Origin of the sequence: Lysobacter sp. 5GHs7-4 (assembly GCF_021284765.1) — a bacterium.
Lineage (GTDB): Bacteria > Pseudomonadota > Gammaproteobacteria > Xanthomonadales > Xanthomonadaceae > Lysobacter.
This window is the reverse complement of record NZ_CP089924.1, coordinates 4,485,486-4,503,588: the sequence shown is the minus strand read 5'-3', so window position 1 is coordinate 4,503,588 and position 18,103 is coordinate 4,485,486. Positions and strand designations below refer to the sequence as shown.

Here is an 18,103-nt window from a genome sequence, read left to right as displayed (position 1 = left end):
ATCCGCTCGGGACGATGCGGCTCTGACCGCCCCGTGCCGGGGCTGCGGCGCGCGATGGCGCCGCGGGGCGCGCGCCGCCTTAGAGCCACGCCCCATTCGTTCGTGCCGCCAAAGTAGGCAAAACGTAGCGATATCGGGCACACCGCCGCAGCGCAACGCGCCAGCGCGGCCGACTCCCCCTATGACTTCGGACAGGCGGGCCTCCCCCGGGCCTGTGCTAGCGTTCGGCCTTTCCCTGTATCGCGGAGCGCCGATGTCCACGCTGTCCAAGGCCTGTAAGCCGTTGCTCGTTTCGGTAGGAATGCTGTCCATCGGCATCGCCGGCCTGGTGGCGCCGGTCGCCACCGCCGCCGCTGCCGAGGAGGCCGCCAAAATGACCACCGACGGGTCCGATCCCTACGCCTGGCTGGAAGACGTGCAGGGCGAGCGTCCGCTCGCCTGGGTGCGCGAGCGCAACGCCCAAGCCGAATCCGAACTGGCCGCCACGCCGGCGTTCAAGACCCTGGAAGCCGACATCCGCGCCATCCTCGATTCCGACGCCAAGATTCCCGGCGTGATGAAGATCGGCGACCACTACTACAACTTCTGGAAGGACGCGAACCACCAGCGCGGCCTGTGGCGCCGCACCAGTCTGGCCGAGTACCGCAAGGACAAGCCGGCCTGGGAAACCGTGATCGACCTGGACGCGCTGAACAAGGCCGAGGGCGAGAACTGGGTGTGGCACGGCGCCGACTGCCTCAAGCCGCAGTACCAGCGCTGCCTGATCGCGCTGTCGCGCGGCGGCGCCGACGCCGACGTCACCCGCGAGTTCGACCTGGCCAGCAAGACCTGGGTCAAGGACGGCTACTTCCGTCCCGAAGCCAAGGGCGGCCTGGGCTGGATCGACCAGGACAACGTCTACGTGTTCACCGATTTCGGCGCCGGCAGCATGACCTCGTCGGGCTACCCGCGCATCGTCAAGCAGTGGAAGCGCGGCACGCCGCTCAGCGCCGCCACCGTGGTCTACGAAGGCACGGCGCAGGACATGTACATCGCCGCCGGCCACGACGCCACCGAAGGTTTCGAGCGCGACTTCGTCTCGCGCACCATCGCCTTCTACAACAACGAGCTCTACCTGCGCGGCGCCGACGGCAAGCTGACCAAGATCGACGCGCCTAATTCGGCCGAGAAGGGCGTGCACCGCGAGTGGTTGACCCTGGAGCTGCGCGAGCCGTACACGGCCGGCGGCAAGACCTACAAGCCGGGCAGCCTGATCGTCGCCCGCTTCGACGATTTCATGGCCGGCAAGCGCGATTTCACCGTGCTGTTCGAGCCGACCGAGCGCAGCTCGCTGGCCGGCACCACCTGGACCCGCAACAAGCTGGTGCTCAACGTCATGGAGGACGTGAAGTACAAGCTCAGCGTGCTCACCCCGGGCAGCTGGCAGCGCAGCGAGTTCGTCGGCGCGCCGGCCTTCGGCAGCATCGGCGTGTCGGCGGTGGACGACGACGCCAACGACGACGTCTGGCTGACCGCCACCGACTACCTGACCCCGAGCACGCTGTCGATCGCCACGCTGGGGCAGAAGCCGGAAACGCTCAAAACCATGCCGACCTTCTTCGACGGGTCGAACGACACGATCGAGCAGCACTTCGCGACCAGCAAGGACGGCACCAAGGTGCCTTACTTCATGGTGCGGCCGAAGAACCTCAAGCTGGACGGCAACACCCCGACCCTGCTGTACGGTTACGGCGGCTTCGAGGTCTCGATGACCCCGGGCTACTCCGGCAGCGTCGGCAAGGGCTGGCTGGAGAAGGGCGGCGTGTACGTGGTCGCCAACATCCGCGGCGGCGGCGAGTACGGCCCGCGCTGGCACCAGGCCGCGCTCAAGGCCAACCGCCACAAGGCCTACGAGGACTTCGCCGCGGTCGCGCAGGACCTGATCGCGCGCAAGGTGACCTCGCCCAAGCGCCTGGGCGTGCAGGGCGGCAGCAACGGCGGCCTGCTCACCGGCAACATGCTGACCCAGTACCCGGAGCTGTTCGGCGCGGTGGTGGTGCAGGTGCCGCTGCTGGACATGAAGCGCTACAGCCATCTGTTGGCGGGCGCCTCGTGGATGGCCGAGTACGGCGATCCGGACACGGCCGATTGGGACTTCATCAAGACCTTCTCGCCCTACCACCTGTTCGACGCCAAGCGCGACTATCCGCCGACCCTGTTCACCACCTCGACCCGCGACGACCGCGTCCACCCGGGCCACGCGCGCAAGATGATGGCCAAGATGATGGAGGCCGGCAAGGACGTGCGCTATTACGAGAACATCGAAGGCGGCCACGGCGGCTCGGCCAACAACGCCCAGGCCGCGCACATGAGCGCGCTGGCCTACACCTTCCTCTGGGAAAAGCTGTCCAAGTAAGACGGCCGCGACGGGCGCCGCGAGGCGCCCGTCCTGCTTCGGGCGGGCGCCTTTCGGCGACCCGCGGCCCGCCGGCCATTGCGCTCTCCGCGAACGGACCCTATCTATGAAACCGACCTCCCTCCTGCTGGCCGCCACGCTCCTGATGACCACGACCCCCAACGCCTCCGCCGCCGACGCCCCGCAGCCGCCCGACGTGGCCAAGAAGCCGCACGTGGTCAAGGCGCCGCATGGCGCGCAGCGCGACGACGAGTACTACTGGCTGCGCGACGACAAGCGCGAGAACAAGGAGATGCTGGCCTATCTCGGCGCCGAGAACGCCTACGCCGACGCGCAGATGGCCGCGCTCAAGCCGCTGGAAAACAAGCTCTACGAGGAAATCGTCGGCCGCATCAAGCAGGACGACAGCTCGGTGCCCAGCCGCGAGCGCGGCTATTGGTACTACAGCCGCTTCGAGACCGGCCAGGACTATCCGGTCTACGCGCGCCGCAAGGACGGCCCCGGCCTCGACGCCGCGGCCATTCAGAAGGCCAACGCCGATCGCGACTTCGCCGGCGAGACGGTGATGCTGGACGTCAACGCCCTGGCCAAGGACAAGAAGTACTACCAGGTCGGCGATTACGAGATCAGCCAGGACAACACCCTGCTGGCCTACGCCGACGACACCAACGGCCGCCGCCAGTACACCATCCGCTTCAAGAATCTGGTCACCGGCGAAAGCTATCCCGACGAGATCAAGGGTGTGTCCGCCAACCTGGTCTGGGCCGACGACAACAAGACCCTGTTCTACGTCGAGAACGACCCGGAGACGCTGCTGACCAAGCGCGTCAAGAAGCACGTGCTCGGCACCCCGGTCGCGCAGGACGCGGTGGTGTACGAGGAGAAGGACGACAGCTTCTACATGGGCATCGACCGCAGCCGCGACGACAAGTACATCGTGATCGGCGTCAGCAGCACGGTCTCCGACGAGCTGCGCTACGCGCCCGCCGCCGATCCCGCCGCGTTCACCGTGCTGGCCCCGCGCGCGCGCGACGTCGAGTACGACGCCGACCATTTCGACGGCCGCTGGGTGATCCGCACCAACGCCGACGGCGCCACCAACTTCAAGGTCGTCACCGCGCCCAGCGGCGCCACCTCGCGCAAGGAATGGAAGGACTGGATCGCGCACCGCGACGACGTCTACATCGAGGGCGTGGAGCTGTTCGAGGGCTACACCGCCGTGGCCGAGCGCTCCGACGCGCTGGAGCGCGTGCGCGTGCTCAAGGCCGACGGCAGCTCCGAGTACGTCAAGGCCGACGAGCCTGCGTACTCGATGGGCCTGTCCTCCAACCCCGAAACCGACACCCCGTGGCTGCGCTACAGCTACACCTCGCTGACCACCCCGGCGACCGTGTACGAGCTCAATGTGCTCACCGGCGAGCGCCGCTTGCTCAAGCGTCAGCCGGTGCTGGGCGGCTACGACGCCGATCAGTACGTGACCGAGCGTGTGTGGGTGCCGGCGCGCGACGGCGCGCGCATTCCGGTCTCGCTGGTCTACAAGCGCGGCTTCGAGAAGAACGGCAAGGCCGCCCTGCTGCAGTACGGTTACGGCAGCTACGGCGCCTCGATGGACCCGGGCTTCAGCGTCACCAACGTCAGCCTGCTCGACCGCGGCATGGTCTACGCGATCGCGCACATCCGCGGCGGCGAGGAAATGGGCCGCAAGTGGTACGACGACGGCAAGCTGCTGAAGAAGAAGAACACCTTCACCGACTTCATCGACGTCACCGACTACCTGGTCAAGGCCGGCTATGCCGCACCGGACCGCGTCGCCGCTTACGGCGGCAGCGCCGGCGGCCTGCTGATGGGCGCGATCTCCAACATGGCGCCGGACAAGTATCGCGTGATCCTGTCGCAGGTGCCCTTCGTCGACGTGGTCACCACGATGCTGGACGCCAGCATCCCGCTGACCACCAACGAGTACGACGAGTGGGGCAACCCGGAGCAGAAGAAGTACTACGACTACATGCTGTCGTACTCGCCCTACGACAATCTGTCCAAGCAGGCCTATCCGGCGATGTTCGTCGGCACCGGCCTGTGGGACTCGCAGGTGCAGTACTTCGAACCGGCCAAGTACGTGGCGCGCCTGCGCGATCTGAACACCGGCGCGTATCCGGTGGTGTTCCGCACCAACATGGAAGCCGGCCACGGCGGTAAGTCCGGCCGCTTCCAGCGCTACCGCGAGTCAGCGGAAATGTTCGCCTTCATGCTCGGCCAGCTGGGCCTGGCCGGCGGCGGTGCCGCCACCGCAACGCACTGACGCATCGCCGGTGCGGTCGCGGCACACGCCGCGGCCGCATACTGGTGCCATGACCGAGCCGTCGCCGCCCGAAGATCCCGTTCCGGCTCCTCCGGCTCCGAGCAGCGCGGCTTCGACCGGTCCAGCGTCAACCAGCCCGGCTTCGACCGATCCGTCTGCGCCCAGCCCGGCGCCACGCAGCAGATTCCGCTGGGCCTGGTGGCTGCTGGCCTACGCCAGCCTGGGCCTGGGCATCGTCGGCATCGTGGTGCCCGGCCTGCCCACCGTTCCCTTCGTGTTGCTGTCGGCCTTCGCGGCCGCGCGCGGCTCGCAGCGCCTGCACGCCCGGCTGCTCGCGCACCGTCAGTTCGGGCCGATGATTCGCGACTGGCAGGCGCACGGCGCGGTCAGCCGCCGCGCCAAACGGCTGGCGGTGGGGATGATGTCGGTCTGCGCCGTGATCATGTTCCTGACCGCCCCCAAATGGTGGATGGCCGCCACCGGCACCGGCTTCATGACCGTGGTCGCAATCTGGCTCTGGGCGCGACCTGAACCGCCGCCGCGCTGAGCTTCGTTCGGTCGCGCGCGCGGGCTACACTGCGGCCATGAATGCACGCCTCGTCCTGAGTCTGATCGCGCTGTCGCTGGCCGTCTCGGCCTGCGGCAACAAGGGCCCCCTGGTCCTGCCCACCAAGCCGGTTCCGGTGACCGCGCCGGCCCAGCCCGCGGGCGAGGTGCCGGTGCAGATGGCGCCGGAAGCCACGCCGCCGTCGCTGCCGCAGAAGTCGGCCGAGCCGGCGGCCGCCGATCCCGCCGCGGAACCGGCGACCGACGACGGCCAGGCCGGCGACGGCACCGCCGATCCGACCCCGCCGGCCGACGGCGGCCGATGATCCCCGCCGCGGAGCGAGCGATGCAGCGTTTCAGCAAAATGCACGGCGCCGGCAACGACTTCGTCGTGCTGGACCTGCGCGGCGGCCTTGCGCCGCCCGCGGCCGCGCACTGCCGCCAGCTCGCCGACCGCCACTTCGGCGCCGGCTGTGACCAGATCCTCACCGTCGAAGACCCGCGCGAGCCCGGCTCGGTCGCCAGCTATCGGATCTGGAACGCCGACGGCTCGTCCTCCCAGCAGTGCGGCAACGGCGCGCGCTGCATCGCCGCCTGGCTGGTACGCGACGGCGCCGCGGGCGATGGCGATTTCGCGCTCGACAGCCCGGGCGACACCCACCAGGTCGAACGCCTGTCGCAGGACCACTACCGCATCGGCATGGGCGAGCCGCGCTTCGACCCCGATGCGATTCCGTTGCACGGCTTCCCGGGCCAGCGCGACCAGTACGTGCTCGACATCCACGACACCGTGATCGGTTTCGGTGCGGTGTCGATGGGCAATCCGCACGCGGTGATCGAGGTCGACGACGTGGCCGCCGCGCCGGTCGACAGCATCGCCTCGCTGCTGCAGTCGCACGAGGCGTTTCCGGAGTCGGTCAACGTCGGCTTCGCCCAGGTCGAGTCGCGCACGCGCATCCGCCTGCGCGTGTACGAGCGCGGCGCCGGCGAAACGCTGGCCTGCGGCAGCGGGGCCTGCGCGGCGGCCGCGGTGCTGATGCGGCGCGGCCGCGTCGATCGCGACGTGGCCGTGGCCCTGCCGGGCGGCGAGCTGCGCATCGTCTGGCCGGCCGACGACGCTCCCTTGTCCATGTCGGGGCCGGCCGCTTTCGTCTACGAGGGGGAATGGGCGCAATGAACGAAACTTTGGACAAGTTGGGCGCGCACGAAGTCGCGGCCTGGCTGCGTCGTCACCCGCGTTTCCTGCAGCAGTTTCCCGATCTGGCGCTGAGCCTGGTGGTGCCGCGCGAGGAAGGCTCGGCCGCCTCGCTGGCCAGCTACCAACTGGAAGTGCTGCGCGACAAGAACCGCGAGCTGTCGCGGCGCCTGCAGGAGTTGTTCGGCAACGCCCAGGAAAACGAGCGCCTGTCGGTGCGCACGCACCAGCTGACCCTGGCGCTGATGCGCCAGACCAGCGCCGCCGACACGCTGCGCGCGATGGCCGCCAGCCTGGCCGAGGATTTCAACGGCGACCGCGTGCGTCTGGTGATGTTCCGTGCCGTCGACGGCCTGGGCGACACCGAGTGGCTGCAGACCATCGCCGCCGCCGACGCGCGCCTGCAACCCTTCCGCGACTGTCTGGCCGACGGCGAGCCGCTGTGCGGCCGCCTGCAGCCGGAGAAGCACGCGCTGCTGTACGGCGAGCAGGCCGACGAAGTCCAATCCACCGCGCTGCTGCCGCTGCCCGGCGTCGGCATGATCGCGGTCGGCAGCCGCGATCCCAACCGTTTCTTCCCCGGCATGGGCACGCTGTTCCTGCGCATGATGGGCGAGTCGCTGGCGGTGGCGCTGCAGCGTTTCGCGGCCTGAGGCCGGCCGCATCCACGCCGCGCCTGCCGCTTCGGGCAGGAGCGGCGCAAGCCGCGACCGCGACACCGCGCTTGCCGCGCAAGCGACGCGCTCGACATCGTCTCGACACGCTCGCAAGATGCATGGGCGTCCAGCATCGCCGCTGAACCTCGGAGCGCCCGCCTCGTGTCCGTCGGACCGATCGAAGACTTTCTGGCCCATCTGCACGTCGAGCGGCGCATGTCCGCGCACACGCTGGACGCGTACCGTCGCGACCTGCTCGCTTTGAGCGATTGGGTGCAGGCGCAGGGTTTCGACTTGCTGACCCTGCATGCCGAACAACTGCGCGCCTTCATCGCCGCTGAACACCGCCGCGGCCTCACGCCCAAGAGCCTGCAGCGGCGTCTGTCGGCCTGCCGCAGCTTCTACGGCTGGCTGCTGAAGCAGGGCCGCGTCGACAGCAGCCCGGCCGCCGCGATTCGCGCGCCCAAGGCGCCGCGCAAGCTGCCGCAGGTGCTGGACCCGGACGAGGCCAAGGCCCTGGTCGAAGTGCCCACCGATGCGCCGCTGGGATTGCGCGACCGCGCGCTGCTGGAGCTGTTCTATTCCTCGGGCCTGCGCCTGAGCGAACTATGCGGCTTGCGCTGGCGCGATTTGGATCTGTCCGACGGCCTGGTCAACGTGCTGGGCAAGGGCAACAAGCAACGCAGCGTGCCGCTGGGTTCGCACGCGCGCGTGGCGCTGGCCGAGTGGCGTGCATCCACCGGCGCGGTCAACGAAGCGCCGGTGTTTCCGGGCCGCGGCGGCGCGCCGATCAGTCCGCGCGCGGTGCAGCTGCGGTTGCGCCAGCTCGCGCAACGCCAGGGCCTGTTCAAGCGCGTGCATCCGCACCTGCTGCGTCATTCCTTCGCCAGCCACATCCTGGAATCCTCCGGCGATCTGCGCGGCGTGCAGGAACTGCTGGGCCACGCCGACATCGCCACCACCCAGATCTACACCCATCTGGATTTCCAGCACCTGGCCAAGGTCTACGACGCCGCGCACCCGCGCGCGAGGCGCAAGCCCACGCAGGATTGAGCCGCTTGCGGCGGATCGTCGCGAGCGCATCGCCAGGTCGGCGCATCACGGCCCCGCCATCGATCGGATACAGCCTCCAGCAACGGTGCACGGTTCGGTCGTACCGCGCGCCGCGCCGACGAACGGTCGCTGTCATGCGCCTGTCCGCCATGCCGTACGCGTACGTATCGGCGACGGAATCGCCCGCGACATAGCCACGACATGGTGGTGCCGAGCTGCCGACAAGGCGCACTGAAATCATGCAGAAACGTGCTTGACGAGGCACATTCACGGTGACCATACTCGACGTCGAGTGCAGGTGAAGGATTTCACCGCGATTTGCAGCTCCAGGCGGCGCGGCCGTCGTACAACCCAGCATCAGCACCCGTGATTTCAGGATCGGAGGGCGTGTGTTGAAAGAAGAAGCCTGGTCCGGCTTTCAGCGGGACCCGCTTGGATTTCTGGACCGGGAATTATCCGGCGCCGGCGATATCGTCCAGACCGGACGCAACGAGTACAGCCTCGGCAATGCCGCTGCCGCGCGGCTGGTGCTCAGCAACGCCGACGGCAGTTACGCCGAGCATTCCGATTTCTTCCACACCCGCTACGGTTATTTCGAACCGCGTTCGGCGCAGCTGAAGATGCGCCGCGAAGCGCGCGGTCTGCTGCGCGAATTCCTGCAGTCGCGTGGCCCGGATGCGCTGCGCGATTTCATCGCCCAGCAAGTGCCAGCGACCAGTCGCTGGCCCGACGCCGGCAACTGGCTGAGCTATCGCTACCTGCTGCCGGTGTTGCTGGCGCCCGAGCGTCCGCCGGCGTTGCGCCGTCTGCTCGACCGGATCGTCGAGCGTTCCGTGCTCGCCGGCGCGCGCGCGCGGCAGCCGCGCTGGCGGCGCATGTGGCTGCAGTTCAACACCACGCTGCGCTTGTCCGGCGCGATCGGCGACTGCCAGCGCGCGCCGCGCGATCCGCCGCGGGACATGCTCGACGTGGTGGCGAACTCGGACGGGCCCCAGCGCCGCCAGGACGAACTGACCGAGGTCTACCTGTCGTTCCTGTTCGCCGTGTCGGGTTCGGTGGGCTTCGTGCTGGCGTGGTCGCTGTACTTGTGGGGCACGCATCCGCGCCGCGACGTGCCGGCGGAATGGATCGTGCAGGAAGCGCTGCGGCTGTGGCCGGTGGCCTGGCAGCTGGGGCGCCATCCGACCCAGGCGCACGAACTGTCGGGCGTGCAGGTCGAGGTGTCGGACGAAGTCGTGGTGTGTCCGTATCTGGTGCAGCGCAACGCCGCGCATTGGGCGCAGCCGGCCGAGTTCCGTCCCGAGCGCTGGGCCGATGAGCAGGCCTGGCGCAATCCGGCCTTCATCCCGTTCGGCCATGGCGCGCACCGTTGCGTCGCGGCCGATCTGGCCACGCAACTGGTCGCCGACATGCTGCGCTGCGTGCTCGCGCTGGGCGAGGTCGACGTGGTTGCGCACGGCGACCGTCCGACGGTGGCCGCGGCGATGGCGCCGCCGCCGTTCACGCTGCAGGTCCGACCGTCGCGCTGAGGACGCACACCGATCACGATCCAGCATTCGTGGCGCTCGCCCGGCGAGCGCCGCAGCAAGGGCTCCACGGCGCGCGCGGCAGGAGTGGCCGCGCGGATCGTGGCGTAAACGCAGTCAGTACCCACATATCCACATGGAGTGATTCGATATGAGTAAGGTAATTTGCGCGATGCGGGCCGCCTTCGGTGTGCGCGGTGCTTCCGGCGCCAGCATCGGCATCGGCGGCTGGCGTTGGCTGACCTACCACAACATCTAAGTGGTGGGGCCGGGGGCGGCACCGCCGCCTCCGGCTTAGCGATGCCGCGCCGATGCGAATCGCAGCCGTATCCCCGATCGCCCATCGTCGACATCGCGGCAGTACCGATACCTCCCCATTTCGCGCCGGCCGCAACGCGACCGGTGCAGCAAGGACTCCAAGGCGCGAAGGCCGAGGCAGGGCCCGGCGTCGTGGCGTGACGCGGTAAACCCACATATCAACAAGGAGAAGTGCGATATGAAGAAGGTCATTTGCGCGATGCGGGCCGCCTTCGGCGTGCGCGGTGCTTCCGGTGCCAACGTCGGCATCGGCTTCTGGCGTTGGGTGCATTACCACAACATCTGAGTCGCGATGCCGGAGGCGGCGTTGCCGCCTCCGGCTTAGACCGGGAGGGCATCGGCTCGCGGGCGCGCACGGCGCGACCCCCGGCCTTCGGTTCCTCCGCAGGTGCGATCGGAATTCCGCGGCGGTCCGAAGCGGCCGTCGCAACCAGACTCCACGAGCCGTGGCCGGACATCGCGACGGCGCCGTGGCGTAAACGCAGTCGATACCCACCATCCCAACAAGGAGAGACGAAATGAAGAAGGTCATTTGCGCGATGCGTGCCGCCTTCGGTGTGCGCGGCGCTTCGGGCTGCGGCATCACCATGTGGCGTTGGGTCGCCTACCACAACATCTGATCGGCATTCGCCAGTCCAACAGGAGAGACGACATGAAGAAGGTCATTTGCGCGATGCGAGCCGCTTTCGGCGTGCGCGGCGCCTCGGGCTGCGGCATCACCTCGTGGCGCTGGGTGCAGTACCACAACATCTGAGCGGTAACGCCGAGGGCGGGACGCGCCGCCCTTCGGTTTCCATGCGCTGTAGCTCATCCACCCAGGGACGCGGACGATGCAGGACACGAAGGTATTGGAAATTCCCACCGTGCAGGCGTTCCGTCGGCGCATGGAGGAGGACGGCACAGTGTTCTGGCTCAAGGGCGAGCAGGCCCTGGCCGTGGTCGACGCGGAGACCGCGCAACGCGTCGAGGCGGCGAACTACGCCGACCTGACCATGCTCGACGGCTTCTCCGACGTGATCCGCGGCCGCAGCAGCGAACCGGTGTCCTGGCACCAGGTGCGCGCCGGCTGGTTGGGGCAGATGCGCAACCTCACCAGCGCCGAGGGCTTCAAGCGCCTGAGCCTGCGCATGCAGGAACTGCTGGACGCGGAGGTCGGGCGCGACCAGGACCTGGTCTGGCTGGCCGAGCGCGCCATGCTGGAGCCGTTGGTGCCGGCCATCATCGCCGGCCTGTCGCCGCGCGCGCACAAGCGGGTGGTGCGCGAAGTGATGTCGAAGGTGGCGCTGGTGCTGTCGGACATCGACGAGCACCGCTGTCCGCCGATGCACAAGCCGCGGATGTGGGCGTACCAGTTCCAGGTCGGGATGGTGGTCCGGCGCGAGTTGAAGGGGCGTGCCAACGGCAGCCGCCCGCGCCAGCAGGATCTGACCGATCCGATGGTGGACATGATGCCGGCGTTGGGCCTGGACCGCGCCGCCGACGCGGTGACCGCATTGCTGACCGCGATCACCAGCTCGCCGGGCGCGTCCGCGGCCTGCCTGCTGTACGAATGGCATCGCCAGGATGCATGGCGCGAACGCATGATGGCCGAGTTGTCGGCGCTTTCCCTGGACGCCCTGTGCGAATCGCCGGCACGCCTGGCGCCGACCACCACGCGTTTCATCAAGGAAGTGCTGCGCATCTGGAGTTCGCCGCCTATCGTCACGCGCAACGTGCGCACCGACATCTGCCATGGCGACACCCAGCTCAAGGCCGGTCAGGTCTATGTGTTGAGTTCCTTCTTCACCCATCACGACGGCCGCGAATGGTCGAACCCGGACGTGTTCGATCCCGATCGCTGGCTGTCCGAGAGCCGCGAGCAATGCCCGCACGGCAGCTACGTGCCGTTCGGCTGGGCGCCCAAGTCCTGCATCGGCGCCAACCTCGGCCTGGGCGAGCTGATCCTGATGGCGCACCTGCTCAGCACCCGTTACCGCCTGCAGGTGTCCGAGCCCGAGCGGGCGAAGATGGCGATCGCCTCGGTGATCCGTCCGATGGATTTCACCGGCACCGTGGTGCGTCCGTGACCGCTGCCCGCCGCGGAGGAAGGCCATGCAGGATCTGACCGAAGGCCCGATCGCGCGCCATCTGTTGAAGATGGGCGGCGTGCTGCTGTTGAACGCGCTGGCCTCGACGGTATTCGCGCTGATCAACCTTTATTGGCTGGGGCGGCTGGGACCGACCGCGCAGGCGGCGGTGACCCTGGCGGCGATGCCGATGATGCTGGCGCTGACCTTGATGCCGGTGCTGAGCATGGGCGCCGGCGTGCTGCTGTCGCATGCGGTGGGCGCCAAGGATCACGGCCGCGTCGACCGCATCTTCAACGAGGCGTTCGGCGCGTCGCTGATCGTGTCGGCGCTGGTGGCGCTGGTCGCCTGGAGCTGCCGCGACGCCTTGAGCCACGTCATGACCGCCGACGCCGCCACCGCGGCGACGATCGCCTCGTACTACGGCTGGTTCATTCCTTCCATCGCCGTGCAGATCCCGATGCTGGTGCTGGCCACGATGCTGGAGTTCACCGGCAACGTCAGGGCCGGCGCGCTCGCCCAGGTCGGCACGGTGGCGCTGGGCGCGGTGGCGACGCCGGTGCTGATGTTCGGCTGGCTGGGCATGCCGGCGATGGGTGTGGACGGCAACGGCGCCGGTTCGTTGCTGGCCTGCTCGCTGGTCATGCTGGCTTTGCTGGGTTATCTGGCGCGCAAGGACGCCTACCTGCGCATGCGGCCGCGCCTGTGGTTCGCCTGGCCGCAGGAGCTGTGGTCGGCGATCAAGATCGGCATTCCCGCCGGCATCGGCAGCGGCGTGGTGGCGGTGTCGCTGTTGGCGATCGGCCTGATGCTGCGTCCGTTCGGTCCGGTCGAGCAGGCCGGCTTCGCGGTCGGACAGCGTGCGTTCCAGGCCGGGCTGATGCCGCTGACCGCGCTCACCGGTGCGATCTGCATCATCGTCGGCCAGAACTACGGCGCCGGCTTGCGCGATCGCGTCAACGAAACCTTGCGCACCGGCCTTGTCTTCGCCTGCGTGCTGGTGCCGGTGCTGCTGCTGGTGTTCGAGAGCCTGGCGCCCTGGATCGGCAGTCGCTTCTCCGACGATGCGCAGGTGGTCGCGGCCAGCGCTTCGTTCATGCGCATCACGGCGATCGACTTCATCCCGCTGTGCCTGGCCAACACCGCGTTCGCCGTGCTGTCCGGCATGGGCAATACCCGCGCCGGCCTGATCGCGCAGTTGCTGCATATGGTGCTGCTGGTGTGCGTGGCCGGCAGCTTGTCGATGCTGGCCGGTTTCCGTCCGGTCTGGATCTGGTGGTCGATGGTCGCCGCCGGCTCCACCCAGGCGCTGATGGCCTGGTGGTTCCTGCGGCGCGAGTTCGGCCGTCCGGCGGAACCGGCGCCGTTGGCGGCCGACGACGGTCTGGCGGCCGCAAGCCTGCCGGCGACCCGATAACGACAGGACCGTACGGATGGATGCGACGGCAGCACGATCGAGCTTCGACGCCAGCAGCGCCGCGTCCGCGTCGCCGCCATCGGGCGACGGCGGCGGATGGCAGGCGCATCGGCTGGCCGGCAACGGCATGAACGTGCTGCATCTGCCGATGCGCACCGCGCCGGTGGCGCTGCTGATGCTGACCTACGACGTCGGCAGCCGTCACGAGGCCGACGGCGTGCGCGGTGCCAGCCACATGCTCGAACACATGATGTTCAAAGGCAGCGCGGCCTTCGATCCGCGGCGCGGCAACGGCATCCTCGATCTGCTGCTGCCGCTGGGCGCGCAGGCCAACGCCACCACCTGGTACGACCGCACGCACTATTTCAGTCTGGTGCCGCGCGACAGCCTGGAGTTGGTCGCGCAGATCGAGGCCGACCGCATGAACCATCTGAACCTGGATCCGGCGCAGCTGGAGACCGAGAAGGCGGTGGTGCTCAACGAGTTCGACCGCCATCTCGGCGACCCCGTCGAGCTGCTGCACCAGGCGGTCTGGCGTACCGCGTTCGCGCGGCATGCCTATGGCGTGCCGGTGCTGGGCGTGCGCGAGGACATCGCCGGTTTCCAGCGCGATCATTTGCTGGCGCATTACCGTCGCCACTATCGGCCCGACAACGCCACCCTGACCGTACTGGGCGACGTCGGGCGCGACGAAGCCTGGGCGCTGGCCGAACGCCATTTCGGCGCGCTGCCGGCACGGCCGCAAGCGGCGTTCGCGGAAACGCCCGAACCCGAGCAGGAGAGCGAGCGCCGGACCGTCGTCGAATCCGCCGGCGCGCCGGGCATCGTGATGCTGGCCTACCGCACGCCTGCGGGCGTGGATCCCGACCTGGACGCGCTGGAGGTGCTGGGCCTGGTCCTGGCCGGCGGCCGCGCGTCGCGCCTGCACCGCCGGCTGATCGCGGCGGGTCTGGCCACCGAGGTCTGGCCCAGCCTGGCGCGCCTGCGCTGTCCGGGGCTGCTGCAACTGGGCGCGGTCGTGCATCCGGAGTGCGAACACGCGCAGGTCGAACAGGCCCTGCGCGCCGCGTTGGACGAGTTGCGCCGCGACGGCGTCGGCGACGAGGAAGTCGCGCGCGCGAAGGCGCGCATCCGCGGCAGCCTGCTGACCTCGCGCGACGGACCGCTGGCGGTGGCGATGCAGTTGAACGAGGCCATCGCCTGCGGCGATTGGCGCGGTTACGCGGCGGCGGCCGACCGCATCGCGGCGGTGAGCGCCGCCGATGTCGAGCGGGTCGCGCAGCGCTACCTGAGCGATCGCGGGCTGACCGTGGCCTATCTCGTCGATACGTTCGACGCGCGCGCGCCGCAGGCGGTGTCGGCATGAACGCGCAGCTGCGTTCCGACATGCCGCCGTCGGTCCTCGCCTTGCCGTTGGCGCACGCGGATTACTACGGGCTGCGCGCGGGCACGCCAGCCATCGTCGCCGTCAGCGGGCGCTTGCGCACCGGGCCGGCATCGCAGCCCGGCGAGGTCATGCTGCAGCGCCTGGTCGCGGCTCTGGTGGGTTGCGCCAGCGCGCGCCACGATGGCTGCGAGATCGCCGAGTTGCTGGAAGGCCGCGGCGCCTCGTACGCGGTCGAAGCCGACGCGGACGGCCTGCGCTTCAGCGCGCGCGCCTGCGCCAGCGATCTGGAACCGGTATTGGCCTGGACCCTGGCCTGCCTGCGCGAACCCGAGTTCGATCAGGCCCTGCTCGACGCCGAACGCGCGCGCATGATCGCCGAGTTGCAGTACCGCGCGATCGATCCCGGCCATGCCGCCGCCAGCGCGCTCACGCGTTCGCTGTATCCGCCGGCGCATCCCGCTTACGAGCCCGGCACCGACGAGCAGATCGCACAGCTGGAACGCTACGGCATCGCCGACGTGCGCCGCTGTCATCGCGAGCGCTACGGCGCCAACGAGCTGCGCATCGCGGTGGTCGGCGACGTCGATCCGCACGAGGCCGCGCGTCTGGTCGAACGCGAGCTGGCGCCGTGGACGCCGTGCGCGCTGCCGGCCGAGGAGGATCGGGTGACGCCTGACGCGACGGCGCAGCGGGTGCGCATGCGCTTGCCGGAGCAGGAGAGCTACGGCGTGGCGATGGGCCAGCGCCTGGCCGTCGGTCGCGCGCATCCGGACCATACCGCCCTGCAGTTGGCCAACCGTATCCTCGGCGGCGCCTACGCCTCGCGTCTGGTCGCGCGCGTGCGCGAACAGCGCGGCCTCAGCTACGCGATCCGTTCCACGCTGGTCGACGCGCCGCGTGGCAGCGGTCATTGGCAGGTCGCGCTGTCGGCCAGTCCCGACAAGCTCGACGATGCGGTGGCCGTGACGCGCGAGACCATCGCGGAACTGGCGGCGTCGGGCGTGCAGGCGCCGGAGTTCGAGAGCGCGCGCCGCGCGGCGATCGGCGCCTATCAAATCGGCCTGGCCACGCTGGACGGCTTGAGCGCGGCGATCCTGGCGGAGGCCGAGCGGGGCGAATCACCCGGCGATCTGCGCGGCTACGAGCGGCGCATGGCCGCGCTCACGCTGGAACAACTCAATCGCGCGATCGGCGAGGGCCTGCAGCCGCAGCGCTGGAGCACCTGCATCGCAGGGCCGTACGAGGACGGCTAGCCGTGCCTGCGCTGGCGCGGCTGGCGCGCCCGCTCAGAACCCCATCACCTCGCCGTCCAGCGGCATCTGATCGCGATGCGGTTCGCGCTTGGGACTGAACGTGGATGCCGGGTCGATCGCCTGGGTCAGCGTCCAGTCGCCGGGCGAAGCGTAGCGTTCGAACACGAACGGCAGCCCTTCGGAGCCTTCGAACGTCGCCGCGTTCGACACATGGATATGCAGGTGCGGCCCGTTGGTGTTGCCCGACTGGCCCATGCGACCCAGCGTGGCGCCTTGCTGCACCTTCTGGCCGACTTTCACGCCCACGCTGCCGGGCTGCAGATGCGCGTAATGCACGAACACCTGCGGCGCGATCTCCAGCACCACGTAGTTGCCGTACAGGCCGGCAGCGGTCAGCGATTCGGGTTCCGGCTGCGCCTCCAGCGGCGAGTGGTCCGGCTGGCCGTCGCGCACGTCGCGCACCACGCCGTCGGCGACCGCGAGCACGTCGCTGCCGTATCCGATCCAGTCCTCGCGCTTGCTCTTGCGCAGGTCCAGCGCGCCGTTGCGCAGTGCGCGGCCGTGGTCGTCCAGGCCGAACACGTCCAGCGCGTAGCGCTGCGGAATGGTGACCTGGCCGTTGGCCGCGACCAGGCTGCCCCAATGGTGCGAGCGCGAATTGCCCGGCCCTTCGCTCGCCAGCCACAGCCCCGCGCGCAGCGGCGGGCCCAGCCGCACCGGCGGTGTCGCGTCGACCGCCACGCGCGCGCCGTCGACCAGTTGCAGCGCGCCCTTGGCGTCGACGAACTCCAACCGATGGCGCAGCGTGTGCGGCGCCGCCGTGCCCGCCGGCAGGGTCAGCCATACGAACGCGATCGCGCGCATGCCGGCCGCTACCAGCACGCCATCACTGGCGGCGTCGTCGGCCGGCTGCGCTTGCACGATCTGCGCCAGCGCCTGTCCTTCGAAACTCGCCAGCGGCGCGCTCTGCGCATCGGCGTACACCGCGATGCGGCGCAGGCGCAGCACGCCGGTGTCGCGATAGAAATTGCTCACGTGCAGTTCGTAAGCCAGATGACTGCGGCCATCGCCGCCGACGACCGCCGCAGGCGCCCACGGCGTGCGCACCTCGACCGGTGCCAGCGCGACCTGCGGCGCGACATCGGTCTGCGCAGATGCGCTGTGCGGCCAGAGCAGGTTCAGCGACAGCGCCAAGGCGCAGCCGATCGCGTGCAACGGCAACGGGTGGGCGTCGGAAGGGCGGGGCGTGGCGGGCATCGCGATGTCCTGTGTCCGCGGGGTGGCGCGGCGTGCGGCCATACTAGCCGCCGCGCCGGCCGCACGCGCGTGGCCTCGGGCGCCCCTTGCGCCGGCGCCGGCCGACCCCATCAAGGGAGTTCGTACCCCGGAGGCCGTATGGACCCGAGTCAGAACCCCAACACCTTTCACGCCACCACGATCGTCTCGGTGCGCCGCAACGGCCGCGTCGCGGTCGCCGGCGACGGACAGGTGACCTTGGGGCATACCGTAATGAAGGCCAACGCGCGCAAGGTGCGCCGTCTCGGCCGCGAGGGCCAGGTGCTCGCCGGTTTCGCCGGTGCGGCCGCGGACGCCTTCACCCTGTTCGAATTGTTCGAAGCCAAGCTCGAGAAACACGGCCAGCTCACCCGCGCCGCGGTCGAGCTGGCCAAGGATTGGCGCACCGAGCGCCGCCTGGGCAAGCTCGAGGCGTTGCTCGCGGTCGCCGACCGCGAAACCTCGCTGATCATCAGCGGCACCGGCGATGTGATCGAGCCCGAGGACGGCATCATCGCCATCGGTTCCGGCGGCATGTACGCGCTGTCGGCCGCGCGCGCGCTGATGAAGCACACCGAACTCGACGCCCGCACCCTCGCCACCGAGGCGATCGGCATCGCCGGCGACGTCTGCATCTACACCAATCGGAACGTGGTGGTGGAGGAGTTGTAAGGGCGTCCGCCCTGCAACCATCCGCCATTCGCTCACCCTACTCAT

Annotated in this window: 14 protein-coding genes; 13 read left to right on the top strand and 1 reads right to left on the bottom strand. The window is 69.3% G+C overall.

Going from position 1 to position 18,103, the window contains the following annotated elements:
- Positions 1 to 301 precede the first annotated feature (301 nt).
- The 12 genes from LVB77_RS20370 to LVB77_RS20315 all read left to right on the top strand — a co-directional run bounded on the left by LVB77_RS20370 (position 302) and on the right by LVB77_RS20315 (position 16,111).
- Positions 302 to 2,395 (top strand): prolyl oligopeptidase family serine peptidase, encoded by a 2,094-nt coding sequence (locus tag LVB77_RS20370; protein WP_232910382.1) that lies wholly within the window; start codon positions 302 to 304, stop codon positions 2,393 to 2,395.
- Between the two features lie 106 nt (positions 2,396 to 2,501).
- Positions 2,502 to 4,694: a S9 family peptidase gene (locus LVB77_RS20365; RefSeq protein ID WP_232908018.1), complete on the top strand. Its 2,193-nt coding sequence runs from the start codon at positions 2,502 to 2,504 to the stop codon at positions 4,692 to 4,694.
- A gap of 202 nt (positions 4,695 to 4,896) precedes the next feature.
- Positions 4,897 to 5,241, top strand: a complete 345-nt coding sequence (locus LVB77_RS20360) for a YbaN family protein (RefSeq protein ID WP_232910380.1) — start codon at positions 4,897 to 4,899, stop codon at positions 5,239 to 5,241.
- Between the two features lie 37 nt (positions 5,242 to 5,278).
- Complete coding sequence (locus LVB77_RS20355; RefSeq protein ID WP_232908017.1) at positions 5,279 to 5,566, top strand: lipoprotein; 288 nt, start codon at positions 5,279 to 5,281, stop codon at positions 5,564 to 5,566.
- On the top strand, positions 5,563 to 6,417 hold the full coding sequence (gene dapF, locus LVB77_RS20350; RefSeq protein WP_232908016.1) for a diaminopimelate epimerase: 855 nt from the start codon (positions 5,563 to 5,565) through the stop codon (positions 6,415 to 6,417). Before LVB77_RS20355 ends, dapF begins: the two co-directional genes overlap by 4 nt.
- Positions 6,414 to 7,088, top strand: coding sequence for a DUF484 family protein (locus LVB77_RS20345; protein WP_232908015.1), 675 nt, complete (start codon positions 6,414 to 6,416; stop codon positions 7,086 to 7,088). Before dapF ends, LVB77_RS20345 begins: the two co-directional genes overlap by 4 nt.
- Before the next feature lie 219 nt (positions 7,089 to 7,307).
- On the top strand, positions 7,308 to 8,144 hold the full coding sequence (gene xerC / locus LVB77_RS20340; protein WP_232910379.1) for a tyrosine recombinase XerC: 837 nt from the start codon (positions 7,308 to 7,310) through the stop codon (positions 8,142 to 8,144).
- 392 nt (positions 8,145 to 8,536) lie between these two features.
- A complete protein-coding gene (locus LVB77_RS20335; RefSeq protein ID WP_232908014.1) occupies positions 8,537 to 9,673 on the top strand; it encodes a cytochrome P450 in 1,137 nt (378 codons plus the stop codon).
- 1,145 nt (positions 9,674 to 10,818) lie between these two features.
- On the top strand, positions 10,819 to 12,054 hold the full coding sequence (locus LVB77_RS20330; protein ID WP_232908013.1) for a cytochrome P450: 1,236 nt from the start codon (positions 10,819 to 10,821) through the stop codon (positions 12,052 to 12,054).
- Positions 12,055 to 12,079: 25 nt separating this feature from the next.
- A complete protein-coding gene (locus tag LVB77_RS20325) occupies positions 12,080 to 13,471 on the top strand; it encodes an MATE family efflux transporter (protein WP_232908012.1) in 1,392 nt (463 codons plus the stop codon).
- A gap of 16 nt (positions 13,472 to 13,487) precedes the next feature.
- On the top strand, positions 13,488 to 14,837 hold the full coding sequence (locus tag LVB77_RS20320) for a pitrilysin family protein (RefSeq protein WP_232908011.1): 1,350 nt from the start codon (positions 13,488 to 13,490) through the stop codon (positions 14,835 to 14,837).
- The gene (locus LVB77_RS20315) at positions 14,834 to 16,111 is read left to right on the top strand and encodes a pitrilysin family protein (protein ID WP_232908010.1); all 1,278 of its coding nucleotides are present in this window, start codon (positions 14,834 to 14,836) and stop codon (positions 16,109 to 16,111) included. Before LVB77_RS20320 ends, LVB77_RS20315 begins: the two co-directional genes overlap by 4 nt.
- Positions 16,112 to 16,144: 33 nt before the next feature.
- Here the strand turns inward: LVB77_RS20315 and LVB77_RS20310 are convergent, their stop codons facing one another.
- Complete coding sequence (locus LVB77_RS20310) at positions 16,145 to 17,368, bottom strand: M23 family metallopeptidase (protein WP_232908009.1); 1,224 nt, start codon at positions 17,366 to 17,368, stop codon at positions 16,145 to 16,147.
- 138 nt (positions 17,369 to 17,506) lie between these two features.
- On the opposite strand from LVB77_RS20310, the gene hslV reads away from it, so the two are divergent.
- Positions 17,507 to 18,058, top strand: coding sequence for an ATP-dependent protease subunit HslV (hslV, locus tag LVB77_RS20305; RefSeq protein ID WP_232908008.1), 552 nt, complete (start codon positions 17,507 to 17,509; stop codon positions 18,056 to 18,058).
- Positions 18,059 to 18,103 lie beyond the last annotated feature (45 nt).

Bases quoted from the DNA above. Each gene is read 5' to 3' on its own strand.
- LVB77_RS20370 (WP_232910382.1), top strand. From the start codon at position 302: ATGCTGTCCATCGGCATCGCCGGCCTGGTGGCGCCGGTCGCCACCGCC.
- LVB77_RS20365 (WP_232908018.1), top strand. From the start codon at position 2,502: ATGAAACCGACCTCCCTCCTGCTGGCCGCCACGCTCCTGATGACCACG.
- LVB77_RS20355 (WP_232908017.1), top strand. From the start codon at position 5,279: ATGAATGCACGCCTCGTCCTGAGTCTGATCGCGCTGTCGCTGGCCGTC.
- dapF (WP_232908016.1), top strand. From the start codon at position 5,563: ATGATCCCCGCCGCGGAGCGAGCGATGCAGCGTTTCAGCAAAATGCAC.
- LVB77_RS20345 (WP_232908015.1), top strand. From the start codon at position 6,414: ATGAACGAAACTTTGGACAAGTTGGGCGCGCACGAAGTCGCGGCCTGG.
- xerC (WP_232910379.1), top strand. From the start codon at position 7,308: ATGTCCGCGCACACGCTGGACGCGTACCGTCGCGACCTGCTCGCTTTG.
- LVB77_RS20330 (WP_232908013.1), top strand. From the start codon at position 10,819: ATGCAGGACACGAAGGTATTGGAAATTCCCACCGTGCAGGCGTTCCGT.
- LVB77_RS20325 (WP_232908012.1), top strand. From the start codon at position 12,080: ATGCAGGATCTGACCGAAGGCCCGATCGCGCGCCATCTGTTGAAGATG.
- LVB77_RS20320 (WP_232908011.1), top strand. From the start codon at position 13,488: ATGGATGCGACGGCAGCACGATCGAGCTTCGACGCCAGCAGCGCCGCG.
- LVB77_RS20315 (WP_232908010.1), top strand. From the start codon at position 14,834: ATGAACGCGCAGCTGCGTTCCGACATGCCGCCGTCGGTCCTCGCCTTG.
- LVB77_RS20310 (WP_232908009.1), bottom strand. From the start codon at position 17,368: ATGCCCGCCACGCCCCGCCCTTCCGACGCCCACCCGTTGCCGTTGCAC.
- hslV (WP_232908008.1), top strand. From the start codon at position 17,507: ATGGACCCGAGTCAGAACCCCAACACCTTTCACGCCACCACGATCGTC.